General features: G+C 66.4%; 16 protein-coding genes. 6 read left to right on the top strand and 10 right to left on the bottom strand.

Going from position 1 to position 16,107, the window contains the following annotated elements; genetic code table 11:
- Positions 1-10: 10 nt before the first annotated feature.
- The 3 genes from ADBZ9O_RS29230 to ADBZ9O_RS29220 all read right to left on the bottom strand — a co-directional run bounded on the left by ADBZ9O_RS29230 (position 11) and on the right by ADBZ9O_RS29220 (position 3,256).
- Complete coding sequence (locus ADBZ9O_RS29230) at positions 11-1,711, bottom strand: DEAD/DEAH box helicase (protein ID WP_526526840.1); 1,701 nt, start codon at positions 1,709-1,711, stop codon at positions 11-13.
- 123 nt (positions 1,712-1,834) lie between these two features.
- The gene (locus tag ADBZ9O_RS29225) at positions 1,835-2,326 is read right to left on the bottom strand and encodes a cupin domain-containing protein (protein ID WP_526526839.1); all 492 of its coding nucleotides are present in this window, start codon (positions 2,324-2,326) and stop codon (positions 1,835-1,837) included.
- Between the two features lie 21 nt (positions 2,327-2,347).
- The gene (locus ADBZ9O_RS29220; protein ID WP_526526837.1) at positions 2,348-3,256 is read right to left on the bottom strand and encodes an SDR family oxidoreductase; all 909 of its coding nucleotides are present in this window, start codon (positions 3,254-3,256) and stop codon (positions 2,348-2,350) included.
- 101 nt (positions 3,257-3,357) lie between these two features.
- Between ADBZ9O_RS29220 and ADBZ9O_RS29215 the strand changes: the two genes are divergently transcribed.
- Together ADBZ9O_RS29215 and groL are read left to right on the top strand one after the other, a co-directional pair.
- Entirely contained in the window at positions 3,358-3,921 is a 564-nt protein-coding gene (locus ADBZ9O_RS29215; RefSeq protein ID WP_526526835.1) for a TetR/AcrR family transcriptional regulator, read from the top strand.
- 179 nt (positions 3,922-4,100) lie between these two features.
- On the top strand, positions 4,101-5,726 hold the full coding sequence (gene groL, locus ADBZ9O_RS29210) for a chaperonin GroEL (protein WP_526526833.1): 1,626 nt from the start codon (positions 4,101-4,103) through the stop codon (positions 5,724-5,726).
- Between the two features lie 143 nt (positions 5,727-5,869).
- On the opposite strand, the gene ADBZ9O_RS29205 is transcribed toward groL, so the two are convergent.
- From ADBZ9O_RS29205 to ADBZ9O_RS29195, 3 genes are read right to left on the bottom strand one after another with little or no spacing between them, the layout of a single operon-like run.
- Positions 5,870-8,041 carry a N,N-dimethylformamidase beta subunit family domain-containing protein gene (locus ADBZ9O_RS29205; RefSeq protein ID WP_526526832.1) on the bottom strand — a complete coding sequence of 724 codons (2,172 nt, stop codon included), beginning with the start codon at positions 8,039-8,041 and terminating at the stop codon, positions 5,870-5,872.
- Positions 8,035-8,364 (bottom strand): N,N-dimethylformamidase alpha subunit family protein, encoded by a 330-nt coding sequence (locus ADBZ9O_RS29200; RefSeq protein WP_526526831.1) that lies wholly within the window; start codon positions 8,362-8,364, stop codon positions 8,035-8,037. Before ADBZ9O_RS29200 ends, ADBZ9O_RS29205 begins: the two co-directional genes overlap by 7 nt.
- A gap of 51 nt (positions 8,365-8,415) precedes the next feature.
- Positions 8,416-8,793, bottom strand: a complete 378-nt coding sequence (locus ADBZ9O_RS29195; protein ID WP_526526829.1) for a pyridoxamine 5'-phosphate oxidase family protein — start codon at positions 8,791-8,793, stop codon at positions 8,416-8,418.
- A 42-nt stretch (positions 8,794-8,835) separates the two neighbouring features.
- On the opposite strand from ADBZ9O_RS29195, the gene ADBZ9O_RS29190 reads away from it, so the two are divergent.
- Positions 8,836-9,645: an SDR family NAD(P)-dependent oxidoreductase gene (locus tag ADBZ9O_RS29190; RefSeq protein WP_526526827.1), complete on the top strand. Its 810-nt coding sequence runs from the start codon at positions 8,836-8,838 to the stop codon at positions 9,643-9,645.
- Here the strand turns inward: ADBZ9O_RS29190 and ADBZ9O_RS29185 are convergent.
- From ADBZ9O_RS29185 to ADBZ9O_RS29170, 4 genes are read right to left on the bottom strand one after another with little or no spacing between them, the layout of a single operon-like run.
- A complete protein-coding gene (locus tag ADBZ9O_RS29185; RefSeq protein WP_526533630.1) occupies positions 9,634-10,191 on the bottom strand; it encodes a carboxymuconolactone decarboxylase family protein in 558 nt (185 codons plus the stop codon). The two genes, ADBZ9O_RS29190 and ADBZ9O_RS29185, sit on opposite strands and share 12 nt — an antisense overlap.
- A 51-nt stretch (positions 10,192-10,242) precedes the next feature.
- A complete protein-coding gene (locus ADBZ9O_RS29180) occupies positions 10,243-10,842 on the bottom strand; it encodes a TetR/AcrR family transcriptional regulator (protein WP_526526826.1) in 600 nt (199 codons plus the stop codon).
- Complete coding sequence (locus ADBZ9O_RS29175; protein WP_526526824.1) at positions 10,839-11,696, bottom strand: SDR family oxidoreductase; 858 nt, start codon at positions 11,694-11,696, stop codon at positions 10,839-10,841. Before ADBZ9O_RS29175 ends, ADBZ9O_RS29180 begins: the two co-directional genes overlap by 4 nt.
- 56 nt (positions 11,697-11,752) lie before the next feature.
- Positions 11,753-13,516: an N-acyl-D-amino-acid deacylase family protein gene (locus tag ADBZ9O_RS29170; RefSeq protein ID WP_526526822.1), complete on the bottom strand. Its 1,764-nt coding sequence runs from the start codon at positions 13,514-13,516 to the stop codon at positions 11,753-11,755.
- 22 nt (positions 13,517-13,538) lie between these two features.
- Here ADBZ9O_RS29170 and ADBZ9O_RS29165 point away from each other — a divergent pair, with 22 nt between their 5' ends.
- The 3 genes from ADBZ9O_RS29165 (at position 13,539) to ADBZ9O_RS29155 (ending at position 16,089) form a co-directional block, all read left to right on the top strand.
- Positions 13,539-13,925 (top strand): VOC family protein, encoded by a 387-nt coding sequence (locus ADBZ9O_RS29165; protein WP_526526821.1) that lies wholly within the window; start codon positions 13,539-13,541, stop codon positions 13,923-13,925.
- A 24-nt stretch (positions 13,926-13,949) separates the two neighbouring features.
- Positions 13,950-14,468, top strand: a complete 519-nt coding sequence (locus ADBZ9O_RS29160) for a mycothiol transferase (protein ID WP_526526819.1) — start codon at positions 13,950-13,952, stop codon at positions 14,466-14,468.
- 70 nt (positions 14,469-14,538) lie between these two features.
- Entirely contained in the window at positions 14,539-16,089 is a 1,551-nt protein-coding gene (locus ADBZ9O_RS29155; protein ID WP_526526817.1) for an aldehyde dehydrogenase family protein, read from the top strand.
- Positions 16,090-16,107 lie beyond the last annotated feature (18 nt).

Below are 16,107 nucleotides of genomic sequence, written 5' to 3'. Positions count from 1 at the left end.
TCGCAGACGGTCAGCTTTCGCGGGCCAGCTTTCGGACCGCTTCGATCCGTTCCCGCAGCTGATCGCTGTTGGCTGCGGCGACGGGTGGGCCGCCGCAGATTCGGCGCAATTCGTTGTGGATCCAGCCGTGCGGCTTGTTGAGCCGGTGATGGGTGGCCGAGACCAGCGCGTTGAGCTCCTTGCGCAGGTCCCGCAATTGACCGTGGGTAGAACTCGGCACCTGTTCACCCGAGGCGGTGCGCTTTTCCAGCTGCGCGGTTTGGCGCCGCCCGAGCAGATCCCGCATCTGGCTCGCATCGAGCAGCCCCGGTATGCCGAGGTAATCGGCCTCCTCGTCGCTCCCCGAGGGGGTGGCCGTCCCGAATGAGGACCCGTCGAAGATGACCTGATCGAGTTCGGCGTCGGCGCCCAGCATCTCGAACCCGTTGTCGAGATCGCCTTCGGATTTGGTCTTCTGAGCGTCTGCGAGGAGCTCGTCATCCCACTCGTCGCCCTGGGTTTCCCGATGCGGTTTGCCCAGGATGTGGTTGCGCTGCGCCTCCAGCTCGCTGGCCAGCAGCAACAGGTTGGGTACCGACGGCAAGAAGATGCTGGCCGTCTCCCCGGGGCGGCGCGACCGCACGTAGCGGCCGATCGCCTGCGCGAAGAACAGCGGCGTCGACGCGCTGGTGGCGTAGACGCCGACCGACAGGCGGGGCACGTCGACACCTTCGGAGACCATGCGGACCGCGACCAGCCACCGGCTGTCGCCCTTGGAGAACGCCGTGATCCGGTCCGAGGAGCCGGGGTCGTCGGAGAGCACCACCGTCGGCGCCTCACCGGTGATGGTGTGCAGCAGCTGCGCATACGCCCTGGCCGCTGTCTGGTCCGTGGCGATGATCATGCCGCCGGCGTCGGGCACGTGCTGCCGCTTCTGCTGCAGGCGTTTGTCGGCGGCGGCGATCACGGCGGGCATCCACTCACCGGCCGGGTTGAGGACCGTGCGCCACGCCCGCGCGGTCTGCTCGGCGTTGAGCGGTTCGCCCAACCGGGCGGCGTGTTCTTCCCCTGCGCTGTCCCGCCATCGGGATTCACCCGAGTAGGCCATGAACATCACCGGTCGGACCACGCCGTCGGCGAGCGCTTCGGAGTAGCCGTAGATGTGGTCGGCCTGGCTGCGCATCAACCCGTCGGGGCCGGGGGCGTAGTTGATGAACGGGATCGGGCTGTCATCGCTGCGGAACGGGGTCCCGGTCAGCGACAGCCGTCGGGTGGCGTCGCCGAATGCCTCCCGGATGGCCTCGCCCCAGCTCTTGGCGTCACCGCCGTGGTGGATCTCGTCGAAGATGACCAACGTCTTGTGGTTCTCGGTGCGGACGCGGTGCCGGCTGGGGTGGCTGGCCACCTGCGCGTAGGTGACGACGACACCGTGGTACTCCGATGAGGTCTGCGCGTTGGAGTTGCTGAACTTGGGGTCCAGTGCGATCCCGTTGGCGGCGGCCGCTGCGGCCCACTGCACCTTGAGGTGCTCGGTCGGCACGACGACGGTGACCATCTCGACGGTGCGTTCGTTGAGCAGTTCGGCCGCCAGGCGCAGGGCGAAGGTGGTTTTGCCGGATCCGGGGGTGGCCACGGCCAGGAAATCCCGCGGTTTGGCAGCCAGGTACTTGACCAGCGCTCGCCGCTGCCAGCTCCGCAACGCCTGGGTGCTGGGCGCTGCATCAGCCCGCACCCGCGACTCCTCACCTGCTTTTAGATTAGGCCCGTCATCGAAAGCCCCAGACCGAAAAGCAGCCTAGGCGAAGGAGTTACGTCGGCGCATCTTCACCCGGCGTGTCCCTGAGCCGTGTTCGGATCAGAGGTAGAAATTATCGTGGTCGATGAAGAACTGGCGCCGCTCGTCATCGGTCATGTCAGCCAGGGCCGGAAACCCTTCGAAGTACGCCTGCCGCGGAGCGCCGGGTGCGAACAACATCAGGATCGATGCCGGCTCATCGGCCTCGTTGCGGAAGCCGTGGATGCCGCCCGGCGGCACGTAGAGGTAGTCACCGGCTGCGCCGTCGACCCAATCGTGCCCGTTGTGCAGCCGCATCCGGCCCGAGAGCACGAAGAACGATTCAGACATCGAGCGGTGGAAATGCGGTCCCGGTCCGCCCGCATTCGGGGCGAGGTCGACGCGGTAGAGGCCGAAATCGCCGTCGGTGGACTGCTGCGTCGCCAAGTAGTGATAGTCGACACCCCACGATGAATAGTCCGGCGGGCTGTCACCACGACGCAGTGATGCACTCACCTCACCGCTGTCGCCGGTGTAGCGCGGTGGTGGATAGCCAGGTCCGGCGAATGACATGGCGACCACGATAAATCGAAGCTAGTCAGCGGTGACCCGGATCGGGAAGGTCACGCCGGTCAGCTGCTCGGAGACGGCCCACAGCCGGCGCTGGGTCTCGGTGTCGTGCGAGCGGTCGCTGGACGCCACCACCTTGGGATAACCGTTCATCTCGAAGAGGCCGCTCGGACCGTAGTACTGCCCGCCCAGCGCGGCCGGGTCGATCGCGGCGCGCAGGGTGGGTAGTGCACCCATATCGGTGCCCTGCTCGAGTGGGCGGAAGACCAGCTGGATGATGCCGGGTAGGTAGCGCGACAGCTCCGAGCTCGACCCCCCGGGGTGGGCGGCGACCGCGATGGTGTCGGTGCCGATCAGCCGGCGCTGCAGCTCGTGGGTGAACAGCAGATTCGCCAGTTTGGACTGGCCGTAGGCGCTCAGCCGGTTGTAGCTGCGATCGGAGGCCAAGTCGTCGAACCGGATGCGGCCGAAGCGGTGCCCGATGCTGCTGACGGTCACCACACGCGAGCCCGCGGTGGCGATGAGCCGGTCCAGCAGCAGGCCGGTGAACGCAAAATGCCCGAGGTGGTTGGTGCCGAACTGCAGCTCGAAACCGTCCTTGGTGGTCGACTTCGGGGTCATCATCACCCCGGCGTTATTGATCAGCAGATCGATCTGGTCGTAGTCGGCGCGCAACTGCTCGGCTGCGTCCCGAACCGATGCCAGCGACGTGAGGTCGAGTTCCTGCAGCGACACTGCGGACCCGGGGTGACGCCGGGCGATCAGGTCGGCGGCGGATTTGCCCTTGTCGAGGTTGCGGACGGCCAGTACGACGTGCGCGCCCTTGGCGGCGAGTGCTTTGGCGGTCTCGAAGCCCAACCCGGTGTTGGCGCCGGTGATGACCGCGGTACGGCCGGTCTGATCAGGGATGTCGGCAGAGGTCCAGTCAGTCATGGAAGGTCCTGTCTAGAATGAAAACGGAGCGGGCGCCCCGGATAGATTCGACTATACGGAACGCGCGCCCCGTTTTGTCAACGCGATGCGGAAGGCGTGAGGTGTCTCAACCCGTTCGGCCCCTTCGCGCCGACGCACTCCGGAACCGGGCGCGGGTCCTCGAGGTTGCCTACGAGACATTCGCCGCAGAAGGACTCGCGGTCCCCATTGACGAGATCGCCCGTCGGGCCGGCGTCGGCGCGGGCACCGTCTACCGGCATTTCCCCACCAAAGATGCGCTTTTCGAGGCGGTGTTCGCCGACCGGGTGCGCCGCATCGTCGACGACGGACGCGCGTTGGTGACGTCTGAGGGGCCCGGTGAGGCGCTGTTCGCGTTCCTGCGCGAGATGGTCCGGTCGGCCAAAACCGACCACGGCCTGTTCGACGCGCTGGCCAGCTACGGAATCGACGTCGCCTCGGCGACCTCGGATGCCGAGGCGGAGTTCCTCGGTGTGCTCGCCGACCTGCTGGTGGCCGCGCAGACATCCGGCACCGTGCGCGCCGACGTCGGGGTGGCTGAGGTGAAGGCGCTGTTGATGGTCTGCAAGTCCAGCCAGGATTACGGCGACGACGTGTCTGACCGGGTGACGAGCGTCATCGTGGACGGTCTTCGACCGCCGTCGTAGTTCACCGCGACCTTGCACTCGCCATGGGCGAGTGCTAAAAATGACGTTGGCACTCGCGATCGGTGAGTGCTAGGTCGGGACGGTGAGACCACAGTCCGTACACAACTGCGGTCGTCCGTCGCGGGCACTGCGCCCGGCCCAAGAACGTGTCACCCCGTAATCGGAGGAATCACTTCGCAATGTCCAAGATAATTGCGTACGACGAAGAGGCCCGTCGCGGCCTCGAGCGGGGCCTCAATGCCCTCGCCGACGCCGTGAAGGTGACGTTGGGCCCCAAGGGTCGCAACGTCGTCCTGGAGAAGAAGTGGGGCGCCCCCACGATCACCAACGATGGTGTTTCCATCGCCAAGGAGATCGAGCTGGAGGACCCGTACGAGAAGATCGGCGCCGAGCTGGTCAAGGAAGTTGCCAAGAAGACGGACGACGTCGCTGGCGACGGCACCACCACTGCCACCGTGCTGGCCCAGGCACTGGTTCGCGAAGGCCTGCGTAACGTCGCAGCCGGCGCCAACCCGCTCGGCCTCAAGCGCGGTATCGAGAAGGCTGTCGAGAAGATCACCTCGACCCTGCTCGCATCGGCCAAGGAGATCGATACCAAGGAGCAGATCGCTGCCACCGCCGGTATCTCGGCTGGCGACCAGACCATCGGTGATTTGATCGCCGAGGCCATGGACAAGGTCGGCAACGAGGGTGTCATCACCGTCGAAGAGTCGAACACCTTCGGCCTGCAGCTGGAGCTCACCGAAGGCATGCGCTTCGACAAGGGCTACATCTCGGGTTACTTCGTCACCGACGCCGAGCGCCAGGAAGCGATCCTCGAGGATCCGTACATCCTGCTCGTCTCGTCGAAGGTTTCGACGGTCAAGGACCTGCTGCCGCTGCTGGAGAAGGTCATCCAGTCCGGCAAGCCGTTGCTGATCATCGCCGAGGATGTCGAGGGCGAAGCCCTTTCCACCCTGGTGGTCAACAAGATCCGTGGCACCTTCAAGTCGGTCGCCGTCAAGGCCCCCGGCTTCGGTGACCGCCGCAAGGCCATGCTGCAGGACATCGCCATCCTCACCGGTGGCCAGGTCGTCAGCGAAGAGGTCGGCCTCTCCCTGGAGACCGCTGACATCACGCTGCTTGGTCAGGCGCGCAAGATCGTCGTGACCAAGGACGAGACCACTGTCATCGAAGGTGCCGGCGATGCCGACGCGATCCAGGGCCGTGTCGCCCAGATCCGCGCCGAGATCGAGAACAGCGACTCCGATTACGACCGTGAGAAGCTGCAGGAGCGCCTGGCCAAGCTGGCCGGCGGTGTTGCGGTGATCAAGGCCGGAGCTGCCACCGAGGTGGAGCTCAAGGAGCGCAAGCACCGCATCGAAGACGCGGTCCGCAACGCCAAGGCTGCTGTCGAAGAGGGCATCGTCGCCGGTGGCGGCGTGGCTCTGCTGCAGGCGGCTCCTGCTCTCGAGGAGCTCACGCTCGAGGGTGACGAGGCCACCGGTGCCAACATCGTCCGCGTGGCGCTGTCGGCTCCGCTGAAGCAGATCGCCTTCAACGCTGGCCTGGAGCCGGGCGTCGTCGCCGAGAAGGTCTCGAACCTTCCCGCCGGCCACGGCCTGAACGCTGCAACCGGCGTGTACGAGGACCTGCTCAAGGCCGGCGTCGCCGACCCGGTCAAGGTCACCCGCTCGGCGCTGCAGAACGCAGCCTCGATCGCGGCGCTGTTCCTCACCACCGAGGCCGTCGTTGCCGACAAGCCGGAGAAGGCGTCCGCTCCCGCGGGCGACCCGACCGGTGGCATGGGCGGTATGGACTTCTAAGTCCTACTCACGCGAAAGAAGCCCGGTCCCGCATCAGCGGGGCCGGGCTTTTTCGTGCTTGTCGCCGGCCGGCCTGGCCGGGTGTTGACTTAGGCTCACGCTCGCCGCCGAGTGTTGACTTAGGCTGACGCTCGAGTCGCGGCTCAGGTGAACGGGCTGAGGTCGAGGAACCGGCGAAGCACGTTCTCGGTGATCCGAGAGACGTTGTTGTCGTAATTGTTCGGCGACAGACTGCCCGCCCAGGCGATCGAGCCGACCGAGAACACCGCGCCGGCCTCCGGTGTCTCGAAGAACACCAGATCGGCTCGCGCATTGGGGTTTTCGTCAGCCCCGAGGGCCGGACCGGTTTCCAGAAATTCCTCGGGCACCAGATAGTAGGCATTGGTGTGCCGCTCGGAGGAGGCCAGGAGGTAGGCGTTGGGTGGCGTCCCGAGATCCGCACCGGAGCGGTCCAGTTCGAGTCCTGCGGCACCGCCGCCGATCAATCCGAAATCCCCGATCAATTCGTCGTCGCCCACTCCGTCGAAGACGAATGCCATCTCCGGGGCGAAGCTGTCTGGTTGGCGCCGGTAGTACGACGACACGTCGAACCCTTGGCAGGAGAATCCGACGCCGAGGAGTTTCTGCGGCGCACGCCCCTGTCGCAGCCACAGCCCCCCGTAGCGGCCGTCGAAGTCCTGGTAGTACTCACCGGGATTCGCCGCCCAGGCCCGCACGCCGGTCTCGGCGCGACGCAGTTCGATGATGCCGGGATGGACGCGGTGATAGGCGATCCGCCAGTAGAAGCCGTCGCCGCCGAGGTACATCAGCCGACCACCGCGATGGGTGTAGGTGTGCACGGCATCCCACATCTCGGTGGAGGTGTACTCGGGGTGCGACCCGGTCAGCACCACCGCATACGGCTCCAGCAGCGGATAGCCGACGTGGTGCAGTTCCTCGTCGGTATAGATGTCGACCCCGAAACCCTTGGCGTGCAACCAGTCTACGATGTGGGTGTCGGCGTTGAATTGCCACAGCTTGGACCCACCGAACCCGCCGAGTAGGCATTGCACCTTTGGTCGCATCTGCAGCAGCGGCCGCAGCCGCGACGAGTAACAGATGCCGCTGCCGTCGGAGTGCTCGTCATAGAGCGAACCGCCGTACTCCCAGTGCTCATTGAGGAACAGATCGGGCGGTGTCAGCACATTGAGGATGTTGTTGAGCAGCTCGCCGTTGCCGCCGTCGGTGCCCAGATGATCGTTGCCGTAGGCCTGATAGCTCGCCGTCGGCAGGATCAGTGCGACTCGCTGCTCGTTGCCGGGGGTGGGGCCGACGGTGAACGGGATGTACTCCTCATGTTCTGCGGCGCCGCAGCAGCGCAGTCGCGCGGCATACAGCCCACTGGTCATCGTCGGGGGAATGGTGAGTGTGAAATCGGTGTCCCAGCCCGCGTCGTAGATATCGTCGTCGTGGAAATGCAGTGCGCCCCACTGGGAGGGGTCCTGTTTGAAATCCATCTGCTCGCCGGTCCAGTTCCAGCCGGTCATCGCCCGGGCTGGGAAGTTCACGATCGCGCCGTGCAACTGGTTGGCCGACGTGTCGAGGGCGGTCTGCGACGACATCTCCGCGCTGAAATCCCAGGCGCCGACCAGGTCACCGGCGCCGGGATCCCGCCAGATCCGCGGGCTGTCGATCTTGCCGTTGAACACCGCCGAAGGGCCGGCGAACGCCGCGATGAGCAACGGCGCCGAGGTCTGCCCCGGCTGACACTGGACAGGGGCCTCGACAGTGCCTGCGTCATCGATCCCCGGCACCGGTTCCAGCGGGAGCTGGAACACCGTCGCGGTGCCTGCGGCGGCGTCGAAACTGGCGCCGACGCGGTACCAGCGCCGGGCCTGCATCGGTGTTCCGACAGAGATGACGCAAACCTGTTCGCCGTCAGCGAGTTTCAGGGCCACACTGCCCGAGGTGTCGACAATTAACGCGAAACCCGTCGAGCCCGACCACTTGGTGATCAGGCCCTGTTCGCCCTTGTCCGGTGTGGTCGGCCAGATGTAGGTCGCCAGCGCGAAGCTCGTCACCTGCAACGCCGGCGCGTCCGGTACCGCCACATACGAGCCGGCCTTGATGTCCTGCGCTCGCCCCGGGTAAACGCCGTTGGCCGGGGTGTCGACGACGATCTCCTTGACGCCAGGGCCCTCGGGATTGGTGTCGCCGCAGATGATTTGGACGATATCGGCACGATACTGCGGGGCGGCCGAGCAATTGACCTTGAAGTCGACCGTATCGCCGGGGCGACAGTAGAGCAGGTCGCTGTACCCGGTGAGCGTCAGCATGGTGCGTCATCGAGGACGAGGTCGGCGCCGACATGTTCTTTCCAGCGCAGTGTGAACACGGTCCGCTCCGCCGTCAACAGGTCGTCGAAAACGGTGTCCAACAGAGGAACTGGCGTGCCGCGCACACCGGTCAAACGGGCCAGCTGCCATCGCCGGTGTGGGGTGATTTCGACCAGCACATATTTGCCGGCCAGCGGTTCACCCCGCAGCACATTCAGCACGCGTTGCAGGCCCGGGCTGTGGAGCCCCACCGGTGCCGCCATGAATTCCCGCGCGAAAGGAAGATCCGTGACCGGATCGATGCGGTACGTGGATTGCGTCATCGCTGCGATCGTAAGACCGGGTCAGCGGACCCGCCACGCGAGAAGTTCGGCTCAGGCCAACGGGACGCAGTCGTCGCCGCAGCCGGTCGCCGACGGCGGGGAGTTCGGCGTGGCGGGTCGGTGCAGAACGGCGTGGCTCGGGGCGATCTGCAGCGGCGCGTCGTCGGCGCTGGGTAGACCGTGCCCGTCGACGATCAGGGTGTACCCGCCAGGTTCGCGTGGCGGCCACAGCAGCGTGACGCCGTCATGGCCGGCCAGGTTCTTGCGCGTACCCCCGCCGACCGGCCCGACGTCGAGGACGCCGTCGCGCAGCACCGGGTGCACCGCAACGGTGCGCGCGCGATAGTCGTCGCTGACCGTCACCAGGTAGGCGAACGCGAAATCGGCCAGTGCGTCTGCGAGGTGCTCCAGATCCACCTTCACGCTCATGGGGTCGAGGTTAGACCTCGGCGGGCGAGGTACGTTCAAGCGATGGCTCTCCCACCGCCCTCAGCGACCTCGACGGCCATCGTGACCGGTGCATCATCGGGGATCGGCGCCGATATCGCGCGCGAACTGGCATCGCGCGGGTACGGCGTCACGTTGGTCGCCCGTCGCGCCGACAAGCTGGCCGAGCTGGCCACTGAGATCGGCGGCCCGGTCCGGGTCGAGGTCATCGCCTGTGATGTCGCCGACCCCGCCGCGCGTGCCGACCTGTTCGACGAGGTCGGTCGTCGCGGCCTGACCGTCGACATCCTGGTCAACAACGCCGGAATCGGCACCATGGGCGCGGTCGCCGACTCACCCGTCGACGACGAGATCGCGCAGGTGCGGGTCAACGTGGAGGCCGTCATCGATCTGACGACGCGTGCGGTGCAGCAGATGGTGCCACGCGGACGCGGGGCGATCCTCAATGTCGGCTCTACCGCCGGCTTCCAGCCTTTCCCCGGTCAGGCCGGCTACGCGGCCACCAAGGCGTTCGTGCGCAACTACACCGACGGACTGCGCGGTGAACTCGCGGGCACCGGCGTGACCGCCGCGACGCTGCACCCCGGGCCGGTGCGCACCGAGTTTCTGCAATCGGCGGGTATGGACGAGAAGACGTTCGCCGCAGCGTTTCCGAAATTCATGTGGATGCCCTCGCGTGCGGTCGCCAAGGCGGGCGTCGACGCGCTCGACAACGACCGGGGCAGCGTCATTCCCGGTCTCCCGAGTCGTATCAGCGCCCATCTGTTCGAGCTCATGCCGCGGCGAATCCTGCTGCCGCTGTTGGCAAAACAGCATCCCGCCTTAAAGCGCTGACTCGGGCCAGGATCGCATCCAGCCCTCCACCGGCAGTGCGAGCCCGTTACACAGCGTGCAGATGGTCCGATACCAACCGACGGCGATCAGCAGTTCCATCCGCTGCTCGTCATCGAGGTGCTCGCCCAATGCAGTCCAGGTGGGCTCGGCCAGGCTTGCGGTGCGTTCTACCTCGTCGACCGCAGCGATCAGTGTGCGTTCCGAGGCGCCCCAGCCGGGGTCGTCACCGGTGACCAGTGCGTCGCATTCGTCGTCACTGACGCCGGCGATCGGACCCCAGAACGCCGCCTGGCCGCCCCACTCGTAGGCACAGCCCACCAGCGCGCAGATCCGCAGAATCGCGATGGTGCGTAACCGCGGCGGCAGTTTCGCCTCGGTATATAGCGATTCACCCAGTGCGCGAAGCCGATTCGCCAGCTTCGGGTGCCGTTGCAGGCAGCGCACCAGCAGCAGGGGCTCGTAGGTCCGATCGGGGTGACCCCACCGTGCGATCCCCGCAGCGTCCTCATCGCTCCACGGGGTTGGCAGCGGCGCGACCCGCGCCACCGGGTTGGATGTCTGTGCCATGCAAGCATCGTCGCATCCGGCCCTGCCGGATCAGTCGGTACGGGCAGCTCGCCGCCAGATCGCGGTGCAGGTCTCACGGGCCCGGGTCAGTTCGGCGGCCGATACCCGTGAGGCCTGGTAGAAATTCCGTTCGATCATCCAGCACAGCGCCTTGGCGATCGCCGACGATTCGTTTGGGCCTTGGCCGGCCGGGACGCCCATGTGTTCCAGGACCGCGGTGATCGCCTCGATGAAGATGTCCGCGGTGTCACTCCACAGCCTGTCGAGCTCGGGAATGGTGGCCGCGAGGTCGATGGCGGTCCGCATGACCACACCGTGCTCGCGCCACAACGCCTCGGTGCGCAGCATCGCGGTCTCGATGGCCTGCGGTCCGCTCGCTGCGTCTTTCGCTGCGGCACGGGACTTTTCGTGTAGCACGACGACTGTCCGCGCGAACAGTTCGGTGATGACCTCCTGTTTGGAGCCGAAGTAGAAGTACAGCGCGCCGCGGGTGATGCCCGCGGCTTCGGCGATATCCGCAATCGTCATGGCGTCGTAACCGGGTGAGCTCAGCAGCCGCTCGGCGGCGTCGAGGATGGCCGACTCACGCAGGTCTCCCTTGCGTGGCGCGGCTGTTCGTCGGCGGGTCAACTGGCGGCGATCTGGTGTCCGTCAGCGAAGTCGGTACTGCGCGAGAGGGATTCCCACTCGACGATATCCGCGTCGACTGCTTGACGGCCCGCGGCGACCAGGCGCAGGGCATCGGAGCCCAGGAGCAGATGCTTGGGCGGATCGACGGCGTCGACGATCTGCAACACCGCCGCGGCCGCTTTTGCCGGATCGCCGAGCTGATTACCACTCGCGGCCAGGCGCGCCTGACGGATCGGCGCGAACACCGCGTCGTAATCGGCGATGGTGTGCTCGGCGCGGACCATCGAGCGGCCCGCCCAATCGGTCCGGAAAGAGCCGGGCTCGATGGCTGTCACGTGGATACCGAACGAGGCGACCTCCTTGCCGATGCTCTCCAGCAAGCCTTCCAGCGCGTACTTACTGGCGCAGTACCCGGACAGTCCCGGCACGGTCATCAGCCCACCCATCGAGGTGACCGCCATGATGTGGCCGCGCCGACGTTTGCGCATATACGGCAACACCGCCTGAACGGTGGCTGCGGCGCCGAAGACATTCGTGTCGAACTGAGCGCGTAGCTGGGACAGGGACGTCTCCTCGAAGACCCCTTCCAATCCGTAACCGGCATTGGCGATTACGACATCGACCGGGCCGACTGATTGCTCGATGTCTGTGACGCAGCGGAACACCGACTGGTCATCGGTCACATCGAGCAACCGGCCGTGAGCGCGCCCGGGGGTGAGGGCCTCGAACGGTGCGACGTCGTCCGCGTTGCGCACGGTGCCGACGACAGTGTGCCCTGCGGCCAGTGCGCCTGCCGCTATCGCACGTCCGAGCCCGCTGCTGACTCCGGTGATGAAAAAGGTCTTCGTGGCCATGGGGCGACCATAGCCCTAAATCGACACTGTGTCGAAATTTATCTATGTCATGTCGATTAGACAGGTGCCGCCTGCCTGCCGCGGACCAGCTTGCCGGGCCGGGCGTCGGTGGGCACGCCGTTCTCGGCGATCACCTCACCAGAGACGATGGTTGCGACGTAACCGTCGGCCGCCTGATCCAAGCGCCGCCCGCCTGCGGGCAGGTCGTTGGCGATGACGGGCCGGTGCACCCGCATGCCCGCATGGTCGATGACGTTGAGATCAGCCTTGTAGCCCAATGCAATTCGGCCTCGGTCGGCCAGTCCCGCGACCTTGGCAGGCACCGAGGTCAATTCGCGCACGGCCTGGGCGACCGTCAGCCGGCCGGTGGCCCGATCGCGGGCCCAGTGTGCCAGCAGGAACGTGGGAAAGCTCGCATCGCAGATCATTCCGTAGTGGGCACCACCGTCGCCCAGGCCCAGTACGACATCGTCGCGCAGGAGCAACTCGCCCACGGTGTCAAGGGAACCATCGCGGAAGTTGGCCAAGGTCACCAGCAGCATGGCGTGACCGTCATCGTCGAGGCAGCGGTCGTAGGCCTCTGCCAGTGGGTCGACACCGCGGGCGCGGGCGCGGGCGCCGATGCTGTCGGTGGGGGAGGGCTCGTAGTTGGGCGGATCGCCAAGGGGGTACATGTAATCCCAGGCCTGGGAGGCGAACATCAGCGGATGTCCGTTGCTGCCCGGCTTGTCGGCCAGAATACGTTCGCGCACTTCGGGTTTGCGCATCTCGGCCACGCGTTCGGCGAGTGGTAGATGCGCGATGTCCTGGTAGCTGGGGTAGGTCACGAAGGGGTTGCCGGACAGGTCCAGCCCGATCACCAGGCCGATCGGCCGAGGGAAGATCTGGGCGGTGATCTGCGGTCCGTCGGGTCCGGCGTTTCCGTTGGCTTTCTCCACCATCCGCAACGCATCTAGATGCAGTGGGGGGCCGGCGTTACCGATCGCCAGGGTGAACGTGACGGGCAGACCCACATCGGCCGCCACGTCGAACACTGCTTGCAACGCCCCTTCGTAGTCCTTCGCCAACAGGTCGGGGACGAACTGGATCAACCCGCCGCCGGCGTCGTCGACGCCGCGGGCGATGGCCTCGATCTCGTCGTGGCCCGCCTCGTAGCTGGGAATCGGCTGCCCGCTCTCGGTCTTGTGGATGGTCAGCCTCGACGACGCAAAGCCAAGGGCGCCAACCTGAATCGCCTCGGCGGCCAGCTTGCGCATCAGGGCCAGGTCTTCGGTGGTCGCCGGTTCGCGGTCCACCCCTCGTTGGCCCATCACGTAAACCCGCAGCGGTGAGTGGGGCAGAAACGCCGCCACATCGATATCGCGTTTACCGGCATCCACCGCGTCCAGGAACTCGGGGAACGTCTCCCAATTCCACGGCAGCCCGTCGACCATCACCACGCCGGGGATGTCCTCGACGCCGGCCATCACGTCGACCAGCACGTCATGGTCCTCGGCACGGCACGGGGCGAATCCGACGCCGCAGTTGCCCATCACTGCGGTCGTGACGCCGTGCGCCGACGAGGGTGTCATCCGCTCCGACCAGATCGCCTGACCGTCGTAGTGGGTGTGCAGGTCGACGAACCCCGGGGTGACCAACAGGCCCGTCGCGTCGATCTCGCGGGCCGCAGTCCCCTGCACGGACCCGACAGCCACGATGAGTCCGTCCGCTACTGCGACGTCACCGATGTACGGCTCGCCGCCGAGGCCGTCGACGATGGTCCCGCCGCGAATCAAGAGGTCGAATGTCGTCGCCGCGGCGACTCCGGGGTCAGATGTCATACCCCGAATCTACGATGAGCGTGTGATCGATCACTTCGGAATCAACTGCAGCGATTGGGCCAAGTCGACGGAGTTCTACGACAAGGTTCTCCACGTGCTGGGCTTCTCCCGGCAGATGGACGTCGGGGTGGCGGTCGGCTATGGCAGCGACGGGAAGCCCTCGTTCTGGATCGCCGACGCCAGCGCGGGAGAGGCGTCTGGCCCGAACCGGGAGGTGCACACCGCGTTCATCGCGAAGGACCCGGAAGCGGTGCAGGCGTTTTTCCACACCGCGCTCGCCCTCGGCGTCGAACCGTTGCACGAACCGCGACTGTGGCCGGAGTACCACCCGGGCTATTACGCGGCGTTCGTCCGCGATCCGGACGGCAACAACGTCGAGGCGGTCTTCCATGGCGGCGGGCCCAACTAGACGCTCCCGCGTAGCGTCGACCGCATGGCTTCTGCTGATTCGTCCGCCCAGGAACTGCTCCGTGATTCCTTCACCCGGTTGATCGAGCACGTCACCGATCTCACCGACGGGTTGACCGACGAGGTGTCGTCCTATCGCCCCGCGACCGACGCCAACAGCATCGCCTGGCTGCTGTGGCACAGCGCTCGGGTGCAGGATTTCCAGGTCGCCGAGTTGGCCAAGGTGGCGCAGGTGTGGACCGACGACGGCTGGGTGGAGCGGTTCGGACTCGATCTGCCCGACGGGGATACGGGCTACGGGCATGACGCCGACGCTGCGGGCAAGGTGCATGCCTCGGCCGAGATGCTGGCGGGGTACTACCAGGCCGTGCACGCCATGACGATGGACTACGTGACGAAGGTGACGTCGGAAGAACTCGAGCGGGTGATCGACACCCGGTGGACCCCAGCGGTGACGGTCAGTGCCCGCCTGGTCAGCGTGATCGACGATTGCGCCCAGCACCTCGGCGCGGCGGCCTACATCAGGGGTATCGCTCCCGCCTGAGGTCAGCGAAAAGTTGACGGGTGTCAAACCCGCCGAGACGTGCGTCACAACCCCTGGTTACGATGGCCCTATGACTGCCACGCCAGAAGTCTCCTCGTCGGACGCCGCAGCGACAAAGACCGCGTCTGCCACCATCCTCAACCCTGCGACGGGTGCGGTGGCCGGTCAGGTGACCTGGACCGACCCCGCCGAGGTGCCCGCCATCGCGGCGGCTCTGCGCGTTGCGCAGCGCGGGTGGGAACAGCGCGGCCCCAAGGGGCGCGCCAAGGTGCTGGCGGGTTACGCGACGTGGTTGGGCGAGCACCGCGACGAGATCGAGCGGCTGCTGATCAAGGAGACCGGCAAATCCGCCGTCGATGCGGCGCAGGAAGTGCCGATGGCGATCATGATCCTGTCGTACTACATCAAGACGATGGAAAAGGCGCTCGCGCCCGAGACCCGGCCGGCGGCGTTGCCGTTCCTGGCGATCAAGAAGATCACCGTCTACTACCGCCCGCGGCCCATCGTGAGCATCATCGCCCCGTGGAACTACCCGGTGGCCAACGCCTTGATGGATGCCATCGGTGCGCTGGCCGCGGGCAGCGCCGTTCTCCTCAAACCGTCCGAGCGCACACCGCTGACCGCTGAGGTACTGCTGCGCGGCTGGCAGGAGTGCGGTGGCCCCGCCGTACTGGCACTGGCACAGGGCGCCCGCGAGGTCTCCGAGGCGGTCATCGACGTCGCCGACTACATCCAGTTCACCGGCTCCAGCGCCACCGGCACCAAGGTGATGGAACGCGCCGCGCGCCGGCTCACACCGGTCAGCCTGGAACTCGGCGGTAAGGATCCGCTGATCGTGCTCGAGGATGCCGATATCGAACTCGCGGCGAACGCCGCAGTGTGGGGCGCGATGTTCAATGCCGGCCAGACCTGCGTATCGACCGAGCGTGTCTACGTGCTGGCCCCGGTGTACGACGCCTTCGTCGAGGCCGTGGTGCGCGCCGTCAAGGCGCTCGAGGTGGGCGCGGGTGAGGGCTTTCACCTGGGCGCGATGATCGATGAAGGTCAGGTCGCCGTCACCGAGCGCCACGTCAACGAGGCGGTCGCCGCCGGGGCCAGGGCACTCACCGGTGGCAAGCGCCCCGTCGGTGCGGGCAGCTTCTACCCGCCGACGGTATTGGTCGATGTCGACCATTCGATGGCGGCGATGACCGAGGAGACATTCGGCCCGACGCTGCCCATCATGAAAGTCGCCTCGGTCGCCGAGGCGGTGCGACTGGCCAACGACAGTCCCTACGGTTTGAGCGCGGCGATATTCTCCAAGGATGTGAACCGCGCCAAAGACATTGCCGTGCAACTAGATTGCGGCGCCGTCAACATCAACGACGTGATCTCCAACCTGATGTGCACCACGGCCCCGATGGGTGGCTGGAAGACATCGGGGATCGGTGCCCGCTTCGGCGGCGCCGACGGTGTTCGCAAGTTCTGCCGTCAGGAGACCGTGGTGGTGCCGCGGACCAGCGCAGGCGCCGGCGGGAACTACTACAACAACTCGCTCAAAGCACTGACCCGGATGAACAAGCTGATGACCAAGATGGCGCTTTCCCGACCCCGTCGGATCCTCAAGGGCACGCACTCCTAGCGGGCCGCTAGCCGACAC

The sequence above is a fragment of the Mycobacterium sp. genome (assembly GCF_965229105.1).
Classification (GTDB): domain Bacteria; phylum Actinomycetota; class Actinomycetes; order Mycobacteriales; family Mycobacteriaceae; genus Mycobacterium.
The sequence above is the reverse complement of the archived record's forward strand: the minus strand, read 5'-3'. Positions and strand labels throughout refer to the sequence as shown.